Raw genomic sequence first — 15,181 nt, 5'->3', positions numbered from 1 at the left:
TTAAATAGCACATCATGTCACGCTCGATGCATGCCAAGACTTACTACCCCCACCTATCTATTGCAACATCATCAACTCAAAGCCCTATGGGCAGAAGATCAACGCCGGTTTGTTTTTCTCACGTGGAACGATCAACTTGCTCTGCACACGTACTATCTGTTCACGCTGGATAGGACCGAGCCCGAGCTGATCGATCATCATCGCAATGTACGTGTCGGTGATCCGTCGCTCCCGCAGCGAGCAGGCCGGGCATACGCAAAGCTGCTGCGCGGCGAGAAGTCCAAGGTCGGCTACAGCGTGACCTCAACCGGTCGCCGAATCTCAGTCCGGCCACTCATGCGACCGGAACCAAATCTCCGCATGCTTGCCAAGACCTTCCTCAACATGGCACTTGATGACATGAAGCGCCAGGACGAGGAAGACCGAGCGGCCTAGGCTCATTCGTCACGTGACGCCCAGCGATCCGCGACCGGCGATCGCAGTTGCACACCTGCACGTTTCAGTGCCTTGCCGATCGTGCTCGCCTGCAGTTCAAGCAGCCGACCGACTTCTTCGAGTGAGTGACCAGTCTTATAGAGGACTGTCGCCTGGGCGAGCAGCTCTGGTGTCATCTTGCGCTGGGACCGGATCTCCACGCCAGCCTTGGCGAGTTGCCTCGCGACCGTATGGCGATGGGTTTCAAACTTTTTGGACAGGTCAAGCATGGAAGCGCCGGCTTCATACAGCGCAACCATCTCGGCCTGCTGGGCTGGATTTAGCTTGCGGTGCATGCGGTATTTATCGACGTTTACCGTGTTGACCTGCAATAACTCTGGACGCTCGCCATCAAATTTAGTATCCTTAGCTAGGCGAAGTAACTTCGCAAACGGTGTTTCTTGCCTTGAAAGCGCTTCGCGAAGGAGCACAGTGTGATGTCTCAAGACATCGGAGTGGCCGCGGACCTACTTTGGGTCCGCGGCTTTTCTGTTTGGGGCCTTTGGGGGCTCCGGTGGGTTGGTAGTACCTGGTGGGGTCGAGAGTCAGGTCCGCAGGACTTCTCCGGCCCCATGCACCCGATTGTGGCGTCAGTCAACCGAGAGCCGGGAGACCTGAGCGGCTTCGGTGAGCGCGGCGGCCACGGCAGCCCGGCGCATCTCGATGGCCTCGCCCAAGTTGCGCGCCAGCCGTGGATCGGCGCGCACCACGACATTCATCGCATCGCGGGGAACCTCGACGATGGTGGTATCGGTAGTCGCCACCACTCCGCTGACCACCCGTTGGCGGGTCAGCGCGGTCGTGCCGATGTAGTCACCGGGCTCCAGTTGTCCGAGGGTCAATTCCACGCCGTCGTCGGTGCAGACGACCATCGCCGCGGCGCCCTCGGTGATGAATCCGACGGCATCGGGCACTGTGTCCACCCGTTGGATGGTCTCCCCCTCGGCGTACACCAGCCGTCGGCCGGCCCCGATCATCGTCGTGATCGCGTCCTCCCCGAGGCCCAGTGACTGACCGACGGTCCGGAGCTTCTCGGCAACATAATCGGTGTGCGGCGTGCAGTCCGCACCGTCGAGATGCAGGTGCGCCCGTTGGGCGGCATACCACGCACGATGCAGCAGGAGGTTGCGCGCTGTTGACTCATCGGCGGGTGAGAAGACCGGAACCGACACCTTGTATTTGGCGTCGCCAAGTGTGGTCACCCGCGCGGCCATATGGGGCACCTTCGATGGCAGTGCCTCGGCGATCGCCAGCAGGTTTCGGGTGACGACGCCCGGCGGATCGTCGGGGCTGAAGCTCAATGTCACGGTGGCACAGAAGGCCGCCCCGGCAACCCTGCTGAGGTTGGTGAACGAGCCGGTGGCCAGCGTGGCATTCGGAATGATCTGGATGCCGTTGCCGGTATCGATATGAACCGAGCGCCAATTCACCTCCACCACACGACCTTTGGCATCATCGGTATCGAGCCAGTCACCGATACGGAAGGGCTGCTCGAAGAGCATCAGAAGGCCGGCGATGACGGGTCCGACGGCAGTCTGCACCGCCAGACCGATCACGATCGAGGTCACCCCGACCGCGGTGACCAATCCCCCGATGTCGGCACCCCACACCCAGGACAGCAGCACGCCGATGCCGACGATGATGAGAACCAAACGCCCCAGATCGATAAAAATGGTGGGCAGCCGTTCGCGCCAGCTCCCGGTGCGCGCTTGCCCGAACAGCACGGCGTTGGCGCCCGAGAGCAGGAACAACATGACCAAGAAGCCGAAGACCGTGGCCGCGATCCGCGACCAGGTGGCCTCGATGTCACTGCGCTCTACCTGGTCCACCAGAATGAACAATGCACACGCCGGCAGGACGTAGTTACGCAGCAGCAGAACAGGTCTCGCGTAACTGCTGTTGCGGCGGGTCAGGTAGTTGTACAACTCGGTCAGCACGAGAAGCATGATCGGCAGACCGATCACGATGGCCAGTGCCGGCCAGAACCACGACTGGCTGGTGACGCTGCTCATGACACCCGCCACGACGTCAGATCGAGCGACCAGATTGACTCACCACTTCGACCGCCCGGCACGGTACCGGCAGGAGTGAATGTGTAGATGCCTTTCAGCGCATCATGAACTCTGGCACTGACGAACACGCCCGGTTCACTGGTGGCCGCGTGCACGCGGTGGGCCAGGTCGACCGCTTCACCCCACAGGTCGTACACCTTCGCGCGTTGTCCGATCAGGCCACTGGAGACCGCGCCGCTGTCGACAGCGGCGCGGATCGACAGCGTGGCGTCGTGCGCCGCATTGGATCTTTCGATGATCTCCGTCAGCTCACTGGCGAAGGCCACTGTCCGGCTGGCGTGGTCGACTCTGGGTACCACCAATCCACAGGTGGCCAGAAAGCCGTTGTGCAGATGCCTGACTCGTTCGATACCGTGCCGTTCGGCGGCTTCGTCGATGCCCTCGATGATGGAGTTCAGTAATCCCACCGAGTTGTCCGACGTTGTCGAACGCGCGAATGCGTCGAACCCGACCAGCTCGGCGTAGATCACGGAAACATCCCGATAGTCGTTGCTGATGGTCTCCTCACCATCGCGGTACCGACGCGCCAGGGTTTCGGGCATCAGGCTCGACAGCAGCTCGTCGTATTCTCGGCGCTGCTGATCGATCAGTTCCTGTTTGACCTGGAGGGTATTGCTCATCTCATTGAAAGCCGCTCCCAGATCACCGATTTCATCCTTCGTGGTGACCGGCACCGCGACGTCTCGTTCACCTCCACTCACCCGCCGTACCGCGGCGGCGAGCCTGGTCAGCGGCCGGGTGAGGATCCTACTGAACACCAGGCCGATCAGGCACACCGCCAACACGATCGCCGCAATGGACAGCGCGATGTTGCGAGCGAACTGGTTGACCGGTGCCAGTGCCTCGGAGACGTCGACCTTCGCGACCAACACCCAGTCCAGGCCTCGAATCTCCAATGGCATGTAGGCGACCAAAGCCTCCGGACCGACATAGTCCGCCGCGGTGGTCACACCGGATTCACCTGCAAGGGCTCGGTTGACGGCCAGGGTGTCCACCCGCTGCAACAGCACACTGTCCTTGACCTCGACCTCCCTCGCCGCAATGTCCTCGGGAGTGCCGCTGGCGACAACTTCCTTGACGTAGTCGCCTGGATTGGTCAGCAATTCCCTCGACACCGATCGCATGAGCCTGTCGGACCCCGCCAGATAGGTCTCCCCCGATTCGCCGAGTCCGTCTGTCTCCCAGCCTTTGTCGCCGGTCATCACATCGTTGATCCGGTCGACCGACAACTGCAGGGCAAGCACCCCGGTGATCGCGCTGCCGGTACCGATGGGGGTCAGAACCCAGGGAGTGGGTTTGCCGTATGCCGGGGCGTAGCGCTCGAAATCGGAGACGAACGTCTCGTCCACCGAGGACGCCTGCACGGTCTGGCGATACGCATCGGCGACCTTGGTGGTCTTGTAGGGCCCGGTGAGCAGGTTCGTCCCCAGGTCTACGCCCTTGTATGCGCTGTAGACGACGTCTCCCGAGGTGTTGAGGATCAATGCGTCCTCGAAACCGAACCGCGTGGTGAGGTCGGCGAAAAACGGCTGATACCGGGCATTTGCCGCCGACCATGCGCTGGCGTCACCGGCCGTGTTGACCTTGAGCGCGGCATCGAAATCACCGCGAGCCGGCACCGTGTAGGCGTTCTGCAGATAGATCGCTGCATTCGAAGTCGGCTCGAAGAGCGTTCCGTCCACGGCCTTGCCGGTCGACTTGGCCAACTCCGGGCTGAACACCGATGCGTAGTAGTTCGCAACCGCCGCGGAGGCTCCCGCGGGCGGAGGTGTGGCTTGAAGTTCCGCGAACGCCGCATTGAAATCCCGTGACGCACCCACTGCGGTCGCGCCGTGCGTGACAATCGACGCGCCATCGGTGACGGACCGGTAGTAGGCGCTGATTTCGCGCGCCCGCGACTCACGCAATTGGGTCAACCGCTGAAATTCAGTGGCCCGAAGAGAATTGGTTCCCGAGATATACCCGATGGCGCCGGCGATCAGCACTGAGATCACGCTCACCGCGAGCAACATCACCAGTAGTTTGGACTGGAACCCCAGGGCTCTCCCGCGCGAAACTCGGCCCACGATCGACATTCGCGACAAAGCGGTCCACCCATCGACGCACTACCGGACTAGCAATTTCTCGAATGCTAACGGACCGAGGTCGACTTATTCTCGATATACGAAAGGGACATGGTGCGGGTGCCAGAGCGCGTCGGGCCTATCCACTCGAAGTGCACGTCGAAAACCGGAGATATCGGCGCCGCCCAGTGGACGCGTCGCGGCTCACTGCGCGCGCGACCGCAGCGTCAGATAGGCCTCCCGGCCACGGCTGAACATGACGCTGTCCCCGCCACTGTCGGGGTGGTGCGTGGCGGCGTAGAGTCGCCAGGCGCGACGCAGCTGTGCGATCGAGAATGGTTCCTGCGCACCGAGAATGACCAGAGGATCGGTGGGTGCCGCGGGCAGCGCACGCCTGCGCGCCGACGTGCCGGACTGTCCCGAGGCGGCGGCCTTCTTCGCCGCCTTTTTACCGGGAACCTTCTTCGCGGGCGCGGCCTTCTTCGCCGCTTTCTTGCCCGGCACCTTCTTCGCGGGTGCTGCCTTCTTGGCTACCTTCTTCGCGGCCGCTTTTTTCGCCGGAGCTTCTTTCGCGGCCTTTTTCGGTGCGGCCTTCTTGGGTGCGGCTTTCTTCACCGGCCGGTGGTGGGCATCCCCGCCACCAGTTAGCTCCTTCACAGTCGATGTCCTCTCGCCGTAGTGATCAGGTCCCCGAGTTGCGGACTCATGCCATAACCTGTTCGTCGAGCGGATCCCCGGGCGGATCCAGACTGCGTCCCGGTGGCCGGTCGGCTCGATGCGCGGTCTCCGGCACCCCGATCACGAGCAATACCAGTGCAAGAACCGCGATCCCCGTCAGTACGCCCATGGCAGTGGCGTAGCCGCCGAGAACGATGATCGCGCCGGCAAGCGTCGTGGACAGTGCGGCACCAATTCCCTGAACCATGGTCGCCGCTCCCAACGCGACGTTGAAGCGTCCGCTCCCGCGGGTCAGATCAGCCACCATGACCGGGAACAAGGCGCCCTGCAGACCCGCCCCCACCCCGTCGAGGGCCTGGATGGCGATGATGGACGTCGTGTCACCGGCCAGGACGAACAACAGTCCCCGCAGCGGCAACACCACGAATGCCGCGACGAACAACGGCTTGCGGCCCCAGCGATCTGCGTTGCGGCCCACCAGAATCGCCATCGGGATCATCACCAGCTGCGCGACGACGATCAACGCCGCCTGAAAAAGCGCCCCTTCATGGGCATTGGCCAGCGCGAGCTTCTGCCCGGTGATCGGCAGCATCGCGCCGTTGGCAAGCTGCCACAACATCGTCACCAACGCCAACATCAGCAGGGGCCGATTCCGCAACAGCACCGCCAAGCCTGACGGTTGATCGTCACCACGCAGTTCCGGGGTCAGCCCGCGCGCAAGTTTGTCGTCGATCAGCGTGGCCTTGATCATGAGCGTGGCGATGACCACGAAGATCCCGCACATGCTGGCGATCCAGAATCCGGCACGCAAGCTGATCAAATAGCCGGCCAAGCCGTAGACCGTGGACCCGACGACGTTTCCGGCGTGGTTGAACGCCTGCATCCGTCCGGTGCGACTCGCAAAAGCCCGCGGACCGACCAGGCCGAGTGCGATCGCCCCGATCACCGGGGCGAGCACCACAGCCGCGATTCCGGTCATCAACTGCGCGGCGGTCACCACGGCGAGACTCGGGGTCAACGTGACCACGAAGGTACCCAGAGCAGTCAACGCGGCCGCCCCCATCAGAAGACCGCGTTTGTGGGTGGTCCTGTCGATCAGGGCTCCGGCCGGCGCGTTCAACAACAACCCCACCGCACCGCCCAGCGTCAGGACCAGCCCGATACTCGCCGGGTTCCACCCCTCCTTGTTGATCAGATAGATCCCCAGAAACGGTCCCAGTCCCGCCTGGACATCGGCGAGGAAGAAGTTCACCCAATCCAGCGCGCGCAAAGACCGCCTCAACTCGCCGGACGACGCCGCGGGCACACTGGCTGAACTCACCGCACCTTTGTCCCCAGAAAAGCGCCATCACAAACAGCTCACCCGGAAATGCAGGAAGCCGACAGGTGACGCACAGACTGCACCGGGACCCGCTCCGGCCCGGGCTTCAGCAGTGCAGGTCCGCCGGTGGTTGTGTGAGATCGACGAAGAAGGCCTCCAGCGGCTTGTCGATGCAGCGGTTTCCGCTGAATGCGACGGTGTGCTGATCACCGTTGAAGGTGATCAGCGGGGCATCGAGTTGCGCGGCCACGTCGACGCCGACCTGGTACGGCGTCGCGGCATCGCCGGTGGTGGACACGACGACGACCTTGCCAGCCCCGGGGCTGGTCACCGCGTGCGGCACCGTGGTCGGCTGCACCGGCCAGAACACGCACAGGGGGCGGGGAGCGAAGCCGGTGAACTCGCCATAGCTCTTGTAGGGCGCGGCGCGGCGGACGTCGCGATCGTTCTCCGCCCAGACAGCTGGATCGTTCGGATAAAGGTCGTCGGCGCAGTGCACCGCATCGAACGCGTCCTCCAGGTTGGCGTAATGGCCCTCCTCGTCCCGTTCGGAGTACTCGTCGGCGAGCTCGAGGAGATCGTCGGCATCGTGGCCACGTGCCAGGGCGGTAAGCCCATCGGTGAGCCGCGGCCAGTCCTCGGAGTCGTAGAGCGCCGCGTCGACACCGGTCATGGCGTCTTGATAGCTCAGCCCACGCGGGTCGGCGGTACGGGCAGGCTCGTCGGCCAGTGGGTCGACGAGTTCCCGGAAGCGGACGACGGACTGTGTCGGATCAACGCCGAGAGGACAGTCCGGTTGGGAGGCGCAGTCGCTGGCGTAGGCGTCGAAGGCCTGCTGAAATCCCGCCGCAGACACGATCTCTTCGGCCAACGGATCAGTGAACTGATCCACCACACCGTCGAGCATCATGGCCCGCACCCGATCCGGGAACTGTTCGGCGTAGGCGGTTCCCAAGCGAGTGCCGTAGGAGTAGCCGAAGAAGTTTGAGCTTCTCCTCCCCCAATGCTGCCCGCACAGCGTCCATATCGCGTGCGGTGTTCTCGGTGCTCATGCCCGCCAAAAACGGCGCACCCACCCGGTCCAGACATTTCTGCGCGCGTTGACGCTCGGCTCCGCTGCCGCTCAAAGATTGCCAAGTCACGCTGACCCAGAGCACGACGCACCTTGAGTGAGGAAATCGTCACATGCGACTATCACGTCAGTCAATGAGCTCAGGCGCCTAGGGCGGCCAGGCCACCGGTCACCTGGCCACTTCCCGAGCAACCGCACGATGGCTTGACTGACTATTGACTCGCATGTGACGATTTCGTCATTCATATCGAAGGAGCAAGCGCGATCACGGCGCACGCGGGTGCCCACGGTGACATACACCCCGCTCCGAGACGGCAACGCATGGAGGTCAGAGACGCGTGAACCAAACGCATACCGAGGACGTGTTGTGGCCGCGCTACGCCGAGCCCGCCGATATCGCCGACATCGAGGCGGTTCCGCTTGCTGAACGCGGACTACCAGTCTCCACCTATGCCCTGCTGCGCCGGGCCGCAACCTTCTGGCCGGACCGGACCGCTCTACGGGTACTTCCCGACGGCGACCGCTGGCAAGAGCCGACGTCCATCAGCTTCGGACAGCTTCTGACCGACGTGCACCGGACGGCAAACCTGCTACACCACTTGGGAGTTGATCGTCACGGCACGGTCGCTCTGATCGCTCCCAACTGCGCGGAACTGGTCACTGCCACTCTGGCTGCCCAGCTCGCCGGCGTCGCGGCGCCCATCAACGCCGCCCTGTCGTTCGATCACATCACCGAACTCCTACGCCGCTCCGGCGCACGCGTCCTCATCACGGCCGGCCCCGAACTCGACCCCGCGACCTGGGCCACCGCTCGACAACTGGCCACCGCGCGGGTCGTGGACACCGTGCTCCTGCTGGCGCCGACCGGGGAAACGGTGAGCAGCCCGGAGCCCCTCGGGGTGGACGGGCTCACCATCGGACCGCTGCACGCGCTCGCCATGGACTTCGACGGCACCGAGTTCACCGGAATCCCGCCCTCCGGCACCGACCTGGCCGCGGTCTTTCACACCGGTGGCACCACCGGTGCACCGAAACTGGCCGCGCACACCCACACCAATGAGGTCGCCGACGCCTGGATGATCGCCGCCAACACCGCGCTCGACGAGGATTCGGTGGTCTTCGCCGCGCTGCCTCTTTTTCACGTCAACGCGCTCGTGGTCACCCTGCTGGCACCGTTGTTTCGCGGCCAGTCCGCGGTGTGGGCCGGCCCACTGGGCTACCGCGATCCGATGCTCTATGGCAACTTCTGGAAAATCGTTGAGCGATACCAGATCAGCGCGATGAGTGCGGTGCCCACGGTCTACGCGGTGCTATCGCAATGCCCCGTCGATGCGGACATCTCAAGCTTGCAGTACCCGTTGGTGGGTGCCTCGGCGCTGCCCCCGTCGGTGCGCACCAACTTCGCTGAGCACACCGGACTGCAGCTGCTCGAAGGGTACGGACTGACCGAGGCCACCTGCGCCAGCGTCCGCAGTTTCACCGAACTGCCCCGTGACGGCGCCGTCGGCCAGCGACTTCCCTACCAACACCTCAAAGCCGTCGACATCGACGACGACGGCACCCGACACGACCTGCCCGCAGGCCAGGTCGGACACCTCGTCATCTCCGGGCCCTGCGTGTTCCCCGGCTATGTGGTGGGACGCGATGGCGACGAATTCCGGCTCGACGGCCTCGGCGCCCTCGTCGACGGCTGGCTGGACACCGGCGACCTGGCGATGGTCGACGCGGAGGGCTTCGTCCATCTCCGCGGCCGCGCAAAGGATCTCATCATCCGCGGCGGCCACAATATCGACCCGATCACGATCGAAGACGCTTTGTTGACCCATCCCGACGTCACCGGAGCCGCCGCCGTGGGACGTCCCGACATCCACGCCGGCGAAGTGCCCGTCGCATACGTCACGCTGACGTCTCCGGATGCGGTATCCGCCGAGGACCTGTGCAGCTGGGCCACGGCCAGGGTGCCCGAGCGCGCCGCCGCACCCAAACTCGTGACCGTCGTTCCGGACCTGCCGCTCACCGCGATCGGCAAACCGTACAAACTTCCGCTGCGCGCCGATGCCGCCCGCAGAGCCGCGCTCGATGCCCTGGCCGAACTACCCGGCATCGCCGACGTTGCCGTCGCGATGGATGGCAGCGCCCCGGTAGTGACCGTCATCGTCGACTCGTCGGCGGACCGCGACGCTGTCGCCACGGTTCTCGACCAGTTCACGACGGCGTGGCTGATTGAAGCACGTCGTGGATGACACGGCCGCACCTGCCGCTCCGCCATGCACCCGGTACTGATCCACCCCGTCACCAGCACCGCGCCAAGGAGTGCCAGCCAATGCCCAAGCCGCGCAACGTTCCCACCTATCGCCACGATATCTATTCGACGGCGGCCATCGTGGACCCCTATCCGCATTACGCGCGCCTGCGGGACCTCGGCCCCGTCGTCTGGCTGTCCAAACAACGGGTGTACGCGCTGCCTCGCTACGCCGAGTGCAAGGCAGCGCTGCGTGACGACAAGACGTTCGTTTCCGGTCGCGGAGTGGCCCTCAACGCTTTCACCAACCGGATGTCCCGCGGCACCACGCTCAACAGTGACGGTGACGACCACGACAGACGACGCAAGCTCGTCGCCCACCGGCTGACCCCCAAGGCACTGCGAACTATGTCCGACGCGGTCACCGACCGGGCCGAGCAGGTGGTGGACGCCGCCGTCACCAGGCGCACTGTCGACGGAGTCCGTGATCTGGCGAGCGCCCTACCTCTGTCGATCGTGCCAGACTTCGTCGGATGGCCCCGCGACGGTCGCGACCAGCTCATCGACTGGGCGGGAGCGACATTCGACTTCCTGGGCCCGCTCAACAAGCGCAGCATCGCCGCCCTGCCCGCCAGTTTCAGGATGCTCCGGTTCACCCGACAGGTAGTGCGAGAGCGCTCAGTCCTCGAGGGGAGCATGGGCCACGACGTCATGACCGCGGTAGACGCAGGAACCCTCGACACGTCCGACGTCCCCCCTCTGATGATCGACTATCTGGCTCCCTCGCTGGACACCACCATCAGCGCCATCGCCAGCGCGCTGTACCTGTTCGCCACTCACCCCGATCAGTGGAAGGCCATCCGTGCCGATCCCACCCTGATCCCGAACGCCGTGAACGAAGTGGTGCGCATCGAATCCCCGCTACGCGCCTTCTCCCGCAGCGTCGCCCGCGACGTCGACATCGCCGGCACAGTCATTCCCGAGGGGGCCCGCGTATTGATCATCTACGCCTCGGCCAACCGCGATGCCCGCCAATGGGATGACCCGGACACTTTCGACGTCCACCGCGATGCCACCGCCCAGATCGGCTTCGGTCACGGAACGCATGGTTGTGCCGGCCAAGGACTGGCCCGGATGGAAACACAGGCGATCCTCACCGCCCTGGCTGACCGGGTGGAGACAATTCGCTGCGCGGGCAAACCAAAATGGGCTCTCAACAACATCATTCACCGCTTCGAACGTCTCCCGATCGAACTGATTCCCGCTGGAGAGGAATGATCATGAAGGTCAACATCGAGTACGCGCGCTGCGAGGGCCACGGCCTGTGCACTTTGCAGGCTCCCGATGCCTTTCACCTCGACGACGACGGCGAGCTGAAGTACCAGTTCCAGGGACAGGACATCCCCACCGATATGGAAGGCGACGTTCGCTCGGCCATCGACGCGTGCCCGGTGGCCGCGCTGAGCGAAGGAGCCTGATGCCTCAGACAGTGCGCGGTGTGATTTCCCGGGTCCAGGAAGCAGCCCGGCGAAGTGTCGGTCCGGTACTGCGACACCTCCTCGTCTGACGAAAGTGTCATGACTGACTGTCATCGCATAGACTTGCCGCGACGTGGAGGTGGGAGTAGTGAGCGACGGGCAGATCCCGGTACCGAATCGGCTGGAGCGACAAAAGCAGCGCACCCGGGCAGCCCTGCTTCGAGCGGCGCAGGAGTTCATCGCCGCGGGCAAGCTCAATGCCCCGATCTTGGAGATCACCCAGGCCGCCGATATCGGAATGGGGTCGTTCTACAACCACTTCGGGTCCAAGGAGGAGCTGTTCGCGGCCGCGGTCGCCGATGTGCTCGACGCTCAAGGCGAGCTGTTGGATCGACTCACCGAGTCGTTGAGCGATCCGGCGGAGCGATTTGCCTGTCGATATCGCCTGTGCGGACGACTCTTCCGGCTCCAGCCACAAGAGAGTCGCATCATGCTGTCCATCGGAGTCTCCCTCCTGTCTTCGGACCGTGGGCTGGCACCCCGCGCCAAACGCGATATCGTCGCCGCGTCCGAGGCGGGCCGCTTCCAGGTGAATGATCCCGACATCGCCCTCGCGATTGCCGGCGGCGCGCTGTTGGGACTTGGACAACTCCTCCTCGATCAACCCGACCGCGACGACGCCCAAACCGCCGATGACGTCACGCGTGACGTCCTGCGCATGTTCGGTGTCACCGCCAAGCGTGCCGAACGCCTCACGACACAGGCACTTCCCGACCTCACACCCGGCAACGACGCGGGGTCGGCCGCGTAGCGTCTGGCTCGGCTTCAATATCCCGACAGAGTGCCCACTTCGTCGAGTACATCCACCGGCGTGATGACGGGCGCCGCGCTGAAGAGTTCACCGTGCGCTTCGATCGCCTTGCGGACCTGGCAGTGCAGCTGCACCTGCCGGGTGGAGTTGGGGATCACAAGCATCCAAGATGCGCACTCAACGTGAACTGAGAGCCTCGATGGCGGCATCGATAACTCAAGCCGGCATCCAGCGCGTGCGCACCCCTGAGCGCAGAGATGACGATCGTCACGAAGCACTCGACCATGACGTCCACGTCGAACCGATCCTCGTTGTCCAGCCAATACACGCTGGCCTCGTCGATGGCCGCGACCACGGCACGTCCCATCATCGTCCAAGCCGGATTGTCCGGGTCGATGCCCAGGACGCCGGCGGCAGCGCCGAGAGCCCTCGACCGGGCAGACTGAAACACCTCCCACGCCTCGGGATCCGCACCCCCACTTCTGAGTACGCAACGCAACGCCAGACCGCGGTGACCCGCCAGGTAATGCAGATGCGCCGCGAATGCCTGTCGCAACAACTCTGCCGGAGCGAGCGTGGGGTCGATGACAAATGCCGCATCCATTTGCGCGGCAACCTCACGCATCGCTGCGAGATAGATTCCTCGCTTGTTTCCGAAGTGGTGAAACAGCAGCCCGTGTGCGACTCCGGCACCCTTGGCGATATCGGTCACCGCCACGTCGTCATAGTGACGGTCGGAGAACAGCTCGATGGCGGTGTGAATGAGCCGCTGTCGCGTCTCGGCGGCTTGCGCGGCACGCGTCGTGGTGCCAGTTCGCTGGGTCGGCATCGCGCCCTTCCGGGAAGATCTCGCAGCAGTCTGTCCGCGGGGACTTCAGTGCCCCATCCTATCCGGTCTGCAGTCGATGATCGGAAGTCAACAACCCGCGGCGCCCTCGTATTCTCGGCCGCGTCCGCTGCCTGCCCCGTCCCTCCGGGCAGGTCTGTGAGATTTCACCGGTCGGCGCCGGACTCACTCGTGTCGTGCACCGGCTTCTCGGCCGTCCCGGTCTTGTCGGCGGCGGCGATGTGTGAACCACCGCGCTGGTGGTCCTGGGCTGCGGCCGAAGTCGTCGACGCCGATCGCGACGACGCCGCGGTAGGTGTGCTGTCGGTTCCCGCCACGCCACGGGCAGCGCCCGATCGGCCCCGACCGGTGACGCTGGGCATGCGCCAGTTGGTGATCTGACCGAAAGCCTTCGTCCACAGGCGTTTCGGCGATCGGCGCGCGCTGCCGCCACTTTCTTCGGCCACCGCGGCGGATCCGTGGACGCCCGCCCGTGCAGCGACGTCGATGGCACCGGTCCCGCGGTCGGAATCCACGCCGGCCGGTGAAATCCGTTGGGGAACGGATACTGCGGGTGTCGGGGCTGTCGTGTCGGCGGCCGACACCGCAGCGCTTGCCACCTGTTGCGACGGTGCAGATGCGGGGGCAGGTTCCTCGGCGGTACTGGTGTCTGCAAGCACGTGGGGACGACGGATATAGGCGCTGTCGATGTACGGGCGTAGCCACTTGTCGGCGGCGGTGGTGTCGATGCCGGCGATGCGCAACGGCGCGGTGATCGGCAAGTCTGCAGTGGGGACGACGTAGTGCGTGGTGGTGCCACCGGCCGCGTTGACGGTCACGGTCTTCAGCGTGCCCGGTGTGCTCGGGTCGGCGGCGGCACCGTAGTCCGGGTGCACGAATGCCACACCCATCACCGCATTCGTGACCGCCAACGGATTGAACCTGTCCGGCCAGTCGGCAATACCGTCATACTCGCGGACGATTTCCGTGGTGTCGTACGGTGTGGGCAGTAGTCCCGGCGGCACCGACAGCCACAGCAGCGGATTCTTGGCCACGATGCCGCCGGTGGTGTTCATCGGATCACCGAACGTCACGAAGGTCAGTTCCGTCGGGGGCCGCTCCGCGGCGACCCGCAGGGCAAATGACTGCTTGACGTAGTCCAGCACGATTGCGCCCTGACTGACACCGGCAAGAGTGATCTTGGTGCCGGCGGGGACTGCATCCAGGTGTGCGTTCACGCCGGTGGCACCGATCGCCGAGTCGAGCGCGAACAATAGGCCTGCGGGATAACCGATTCCGGTGATGGGGCCGGCTTCGGCGAGGTATCCGTCCGCAAGTCCCAACGCCTGTTGGGCAACGGGGACGGTATTACACAGGCAGGTGCCCTGGAGATAGAACGCGGCGATGTCGGGACTGCCGGCGACCGCGGCTCGGGCCACCGGCGCGGCACCCTGAGCGAAAGAGAGCATGGCAGCGAAACCCGCAGCGAGGATGCGCGACTTGGAGTCCACGAGGAAGCCTTCCGTTGTCACAGTGGCGGTAAGCGTCCGCTCCGGTGGTCCCCACCGGTACCACGGCAGGATTCGCACACTCACGAAACCCAGAGGTCGCGGGCGGAAGGCGGATCAGTCGCGCTGTCAACACAAGGCCGCACCGGCGCACAGAAGCATCGACATGCGACCCATCCTTTTTGGCACGCCAGTACCTATATTGACGCAGCAAAAATAACATGGTGTGCATACCCACGCTTGCCGAAAACTTCTGCAGCAGATCGGCTTCGACGAGATCTCCGTCACTTTCCTCGCCTTCCCAGATTGCCGGCGCGGGAGGCCCCCAGGTCGCCGCACGCACCGTCACCGTCAGTCCCGATGTCAGTTACTCGACCAGCCTCGCCGGTCTGATCAGCGAACTCGGTGCCACGGGGAGCCGTTGGGGTCAGCCCCCTCGGCCATCGGCCTCGAGCAACCCGGCTGCATCGGCTTTGAACCCGCCTTCGCCATCGAAGTCGAATGGACACTGATGGATTGCCTGTCACGGCTGGGGCATCCCGACGGGGCCTCGACCTATCTGCGGTGTCGACCCGACCAGTGCAGCCGGAACTCGCTGACATCCCCGAAGAAGCCGCTGCACGCGACCGCTGACCG

The 15,181-nt window shown here is 64.4% G+C and carries 14 protein-coding genes and 1 pseudogene; 6 read left to right on the top strand and 9 right to left on the bottom strand.

The features are described from left to right. The first annotated feature begins 30 nt into the window (after nt 1-30). Nucleotides 31-435 carry a hypothetical protein gene (locus QN239_RS07020; protein WP_499008978.1) on the top strand — a complete coding sequence of 135 codons (405 nt, stop codon included), beginning with the start codon at nt 31-33 and terminating at the stop codon, nt 433-435. A 2-nt stretch (nt 436-437) separates the two neighbouring features. Here the strand turns inward: QN239_RS07020 and QN239_RS07015 are convergent, their stop codons facing one another. From QN239_RS07015 to QN239_RS06990, 6 genes are all read right to left on the bottom strand, one after another. Further along, nucleotides 438-905, bottom strand: coding sequence for a hypothetical protein (locus QN239_RS07015; RefSeq protein WP_499008976.1), 468 nt, complete (start codon nt 903-905; stop codon nt 438-440). 159 nt (nt 906-1,064) lie between these two features. Further along, complete coding sequence (locus tag QN239_RS07010; protein ID WP_499008974.1) at nt 1,065-2,486, bottom strand: mechanosensitive ion channel domain-containing protein; 1,422 nt, start codon at nt 2,484-2,486, stop codon at nt 1,065-1,067. Continuing rightward, nucleotides 2,483-4,558 (bottom strand): adenylate/guanylate cyclase domain-containing protein, encoded by a 2,076-nt coding sequence (locus tag QN239_RS07005; protein WP_499008973.1) that lies wholly within the window; start codon nt 4,556-4,558, stop codon nt 2,483-2,485. Before QN239_RS07005 ends, QN239_RS07010 begins: the two co-directional genes overlap by 4 nt. A 255-nt stretch (nt 4,559-4,813) precedes the next feature. Then, nucleotides 4,814-5,224 (bottom strand): hypothetical protein, encoded by a 411-nt coding sequence (locus QN239_RS07000; RefSeq protein WP_499008971.1) that lies wholly within the window; start codon nt 5,222-5,224, stop codon nt 4,814-4,816. A gap of 88 nt (nt 5,225-5,312) precedes the next feature. Next, complete coding sequence (locus QN239_RS06995) at nt 5,313-6,608, bottom strand: MFS transporter (RefSeq protein ID WP_499008970.1); 1,296 nt, start codon at nt 6,606-6,608, stop codon at nt 5,313-5,315. 106 nt (nt 6,609-6,714) lie between these two features. Beyond that, on the bottom strand, nt 6,715-7,563 hold the full coding sequence (locus tag QN239_RS06990; RefSeq protein WP_499008968.1) for an alpha/beta hydrolase: 849 nt from the start codon (nt 7,561-7,563) through the stop codon (nt 6,715-6,717). A 455-nt stretch (nt 7,564-8,018) separates the two neighbouring features. On the opposite strand from QN239_RS06990, the gene QN239_RS06985 reads away from it, so the two are divergent. The 4 genes from QN239_RS06985 (at nt 8,019) to QN239_RS06970 (ending at nt 12,211) form a co-directional block, all read left to right on the top strand. Beyond that, nucleotides 8,019-9,923 carry an acyl-CoA synthetase gene (locus QN239_RS06985; protein ID WP_499008966.1) on the top strand — a complete coding sequence of 635 codons (1,905 nt, stop codon included), beginning with the start codon at nt 8,019-8,021 and terminating at the stop codon, nt 9,921-9,923. An 80-nt stretch (nt 9,924-10,003) separates the two neighbouring features. Then, nucleotides 10,004-11,200: a cytochrome P450 gene (locus QN239_RS06980; RefSeq protein WP_499008964.1), complete on the top strand. Its 1,197-nt coding sequence runs from the start codon at nt 10,004-10,006 to the stop codon at nt 11,198-11,200. A gap of 2 nt (nt 11,201-11,202) precedes the next feature. Beyond that, entirely contained in the window at nt 11,203-11,400 is a 198-nt protein-coding gene (locus QN239_RS06975) for a ferredoxin (protein ID WP_499008963.1), read from the top strand. Nucleotides 11,401-11,548: 148 nt separating this feature from the next. Beyond that, the gene (locus QN239_RS06970; protein WP_499008961.1) at nt 11,549-12,211 is read left to right on the top strand and encodes a TetR/AcrR family transcriptional regulator; all 663 of its coding nucleotides are present in this window, start codon (nt 11,549-11,551) and stop codon (nt 12,209-12,211) included. 14 nt (nt 12,212-12,225) lie between these two features. Here QN239_RS06970 and QN239_RS06965 read toward each other — a convergent pair whose 3' ends face one another. The 3 genes from QN239_RS06965 to QN239_RS06955 form a co-directional block, all read right to left on the bottom strand. Then, nucleotides 12,226-12,375 (bottom strand): hypothetical protein, encoded by a 150-nt coding sequence (locus QN239_RS06965; protein WP_499008959.1) that lies wholly within the window; start codon nt 12,373-12,375, stop codon nt 12,226-12,228. Then, a complete protein-coding gene (locus QN239_RS06960; RefSeq protein ID WP_499008956.1) occupies nt 12,366-13,040 on the bottom strand; it encodes a TetR/AcrR family transcriptional regulator in 675 nt (224 codons plus the stop codon). The genes QN239_RS06965 and QN239_RS06960 overlap by 10 nt, the downstream gene beginning before the upstream one ends. Nucleotides 13,041-13,204: 164 nt before the next feature. Further along, nucleotides 13,205-14,548, bottom strand: a complete 1,344-nt coding sequence (locus QN239_RS06955) for a PE-PPE domain-containing protein (protein ID WP_499008955.1) — start codon at nt 14,546-14,548, stop codon at nt 13,205-13,207. A gap of 371 nt (nt 14,549-14,919) precedes the next feature. Here QN239_RS06955 and QN239_RS06950 point away from each other — a divergent pair. Next, a pseudogene (locus QN239_RS06950) lies at nt 14,920-15,175 on the top strand (pyruvate dehydrogenase); the annotation flags it as partial. Nucleotides 15,176-15,181 lie beyond the last annotated feature (6 nt).

Origin of the sequence: Mycolicibacterium sp. Y3 (assembly GCF_051188035.1) — a bacterium.
Taxonomy (GTDB): domain Bacteria; phylum Actinomycetota; class Actinomycetes; order Mycobacteriales; family Mycobacteriaceae; genus Mycobacterium; species Mycobacterium fluoranthenivorans.
This window is presented reverse-complemented; position numbering and strand designations above follow the sequence as displayed.